Below are 3,019 nucleotides of genomic sequence, written 5' to 3'. Positions count from 1 at the left end.
TGCGGGACATGATGCGGCCCAGCGGTTCCGGCGAATCGTTCGTCATGGTCTCTCCTCGAGCGGCGGTGCGTGGGTGCCGGCCATCAGCCGGTCCGTCGTCGCCTGGCGCGACCCGTGGCCTGCACGGGACAGTGAACCAGCCGGAGTTCACCCGGCTCCTCAGCCGGTCGGCGCCGGAGCGTGCGATCACCCTAGGCCCGACGGCGTTACCGCCGCGTTATGGTCGCGTTACCGGCCGGGCGGGCGCCATGAGGAGCACCACCGCACCTCGGTGGCCTGGGGCCACTAAACTGGGGCAGTGACACAGCCCCTGCTGACGCTTCCCTACCTGATCCGGCCGGCTACGGTGGACGACGCCGAGGCGTACGCGCGTACCCACGTGGCAGGGCTGCACGAGACGTACGAGCAGATCATGCCGCGGGAGTACCACGAGTTCTACGACGCCGAGCTGCCCGCGATGATCGAGCGGCAGCGCGAGGCGTTCCAGCACGCGGAACGCACCCGCGGCAGCGCGCGGAGCTGGCTGGCGTTCGACGACGACGGCGCGCCGGTCGCGATCGCGACCTCCGGTCCTGGACGCGACGAGGACCGCCCCGACTTCGAACTGCACCACATCTACACCCTCCGCTCCACGCACGGGACGGGGCTCGGGCAGCGCCTGATGGACATCGCGATCGGCACACGGGCGGCCTACCTGTGGATCCTGAACGGCAACCCGCGGGCCGAGCGCTTCTACCGCCGCAACGGCTTCGAACCCGACGGCACCTCGATGCTGTGCGGGCCCACCTGGCACCATCGGCCAATGTTCCGCATGCACCGTCCGGACCAGCGATGAGAGGGTGCACCTGATGGCGAAGCCCTCGGGGGCACGACCCGAGATCGGCGAGTTCCCCATCGACACCGGAACCTGCGAGCTCGAACCCGATCCGTACAACCCGAACGGCTGGGTGCTGCGCATCAACGGCGTACCCAGCTCCCACATCGACCTGGCCGATCCGCTGCAGCTCGACTTCGAGTACATGCGTTGGATCGCATCGCTCGTCGATTCGCGCTGGGCGTCCACGGACAGGCTCCGCGTGCTCCACCTCGGCGGGGGAGCGTGCTCGCTCGCACGCCGTTTCGCCGCCTCCCACCCGCAGGCGCGCCAGGTCGTCGTCGAACTCGACGGGCGGCTGGCCGAACTGGTGCGCCAGTGGTTCGACCTGCCCCGGGCACCGCTCGTGCGCATCCGCGTCGGTGAGGCCCGCGCCGTGACGGAGTCGCTCAGCGAGGACAGCCGCGACCTCGTCATCCGGGATGTCTTCGCGGGCGCCGTGACCCCGGTGCCCCTGATGACTCAGGAATTCACGCGGGCCGCCAAGCGCGTCCTCGCAGCCGACGGGGTCTATGTGGTGAACTGCGGCGACAGCCCGAACCTCGCGATGGCCAAGCGGGAGGCCGCGACGATCGGCGCCGAGTTCGCGCACACCGTGATCATCGCCGATCCGGCCATGCTGAAGGGCAGGCGCTACGGCAACGTGATCATCGCGGGGAGCGATGCGCCCCTCGGCGAGGATCCGGGGCTGGCCCGGGAACTGCTGGGCGGGGGAGTGCCCGCCCACCTCTGGCAGGACGCGCGGGTGCGGACGTTCTCGGCCGGCGCGCAGCTTCTCGCGGACTGACCGCCCGCGGAGGCGTGCGCGGCCGGCCGTGCGGACCGCTGCGCGGACGGCGTCCGCCATGTCGCAGCGATGCCGACCTCATGGGCGGTCCGCCGGGCGCGCTGTCCGGTCCGCCGCTCGACCTACCGCGCTGCCGGATCGAGCGCCGTAACGCCCCCGGCCCCTCCCGTGAAGGGGCGCCCCCGTCGCGCGTACGGCCGCCGGACGCGGTCCGTCCACACTAGGCTGGCAGCGTGGAACTGGGACTGCTGGGCATCATCGGGATCGCCGTCCTCGTGGCGGTCGCGGTGCTCTCCAGGCGCGTGGGCGTCGCGGCTCCCCTCATCCTCGTCGTCGTCGGCATCGCGCTCTCCTTCGTGCCCGGTGTCCCGAGCTTCAGCATCCCCGACGAGTGGATCCTGGCGGGCATCCTGCCGCCCCTGCTCTATGCCGCGGCGATCAAGACGCCCGTCACGGACTTCCGCCGGAACGTCACGCCGATCGCCAGCCTGTCCGTCGCGCTCGTCGTGATCTCCGCCTTCGCCACCGGACTCCTCCTCCACACGCTGCTGCCCGGCCTGGGTCTCGCCGCCGCGGTCGCGCTCGGCGCGGTGATCAGCCCGCCCGACGCCGTCGCCGCAACCTCGATCGGCCGCCGGCTGGGCCTCCCGCCCCGGCTGCTCACGGTGCTGGAGGGCGAGGGCCTCGTCAACGACGCGACCGCGCTGGTGCTCCTCCGCAGCGCCATCGCGGCGTCCGCCGGGGCACTGAGCGGCTTCGGTGCGGCCGTCGGTGACTTCGCGTACGCCGTCGTCGTCGCCGTCGTGGTCGGCTACGCCGTGGGCGTGGTCACGGTCTTCCTCCGGTCCAAGCTCGACGATCCGGTGCTCGACACGGCGCTGTCCCTCGCCGTCCCGTTCGTCGCCTTCCTCCCCGCCGAGGAGCTCGGTGCGTCCGGGGTGCTGGCCGTGGTGGTCGCCGGGATCTACACCGGTCACCGCAGCGCGAGCCAGTTCGACGCCCGGGCCCGCATCAGCGACAACGTGAACTGGCGGACCGTGCAGTTCCTGCTGGAGAACGGCGTGTTCCTCCTCATCGGGCTCGAGGTCAGGACCCTGCTGCAGAACATCGACGAGTCCCTGCTGACGGTGCAGCAGACGGTGCTGATCGGTCTCCTCGCGACGCTCGCCCTGATTCTCCTGCGGTTCCTCTGGGTGTTCCCGCTCGTGCTGCTGATGCGGAGACTACCGAGCCGGGCGGAACGGCGGACGCTGCAGCTGCGCCGCGGTCTCGGGCGCCTCAAGAAACAGCCGACGCTCGACGCCCGGCAGGAACGCCGCAAGCGTGCCCTCACGAGGCTGTACGAGCGACGCCGGGCC

At 71.4% G+C, this 3,019-nt stretch carries 3 protein-coding genes; all 3 read left to right on the top strand.

Annotated elements, in window-relative coordinates:
• Positions 1 to 298: 298 nt before the first annotated feature.
• Positions 299 to 835 (top strand): GNAT family N-acetyltransferase, encoded by a 537-nt coding sequence (locus tag CVO76_RS16410; protein ID WP_244186064.1) that lies wholly within the window; start codon positions 299 to 301, stop codon positions 833 to 835.
• Between the two features lie 13 nt (positions 836 to 848).
• The gene (locus CVO76_RS16405; RefSeq protein ID WP_208740148.1) at positions 849 to 1,661 is read left to right on the top strand and encodes a spermidine synthase; all 813 of its coding nucleotides are present in this window, start codon (positions 849 to 851) and stop codon (positions 1,659 to 1,661) included.
• A gap of 233 nt (positions 1,662 to 1,894) precedes the next feature.
• Positions 1,895 to 3,019 (top strand): cation:proton antiporter (locus CVO76_RS16400; RefSeq protein WP_208740147.1); only part of this gene is annotated, 1,125 nt, incomplete at its 3' end.

It is taken from the genome of Arthrobacter agilis (assembly GCF_002953615.1).
Taxonomy (GTDB): Bacteria; Actinomycetota; Actinomycetes; order Actinomycetales; family Micrococcaceae; genus Arthrobacter_D; species Arthrobacter_D agilis_B.
Note: the sequence above shows the minus strand (reverse complement) of the source record. Positions and strands in the feature narration are given on the sequence as shown.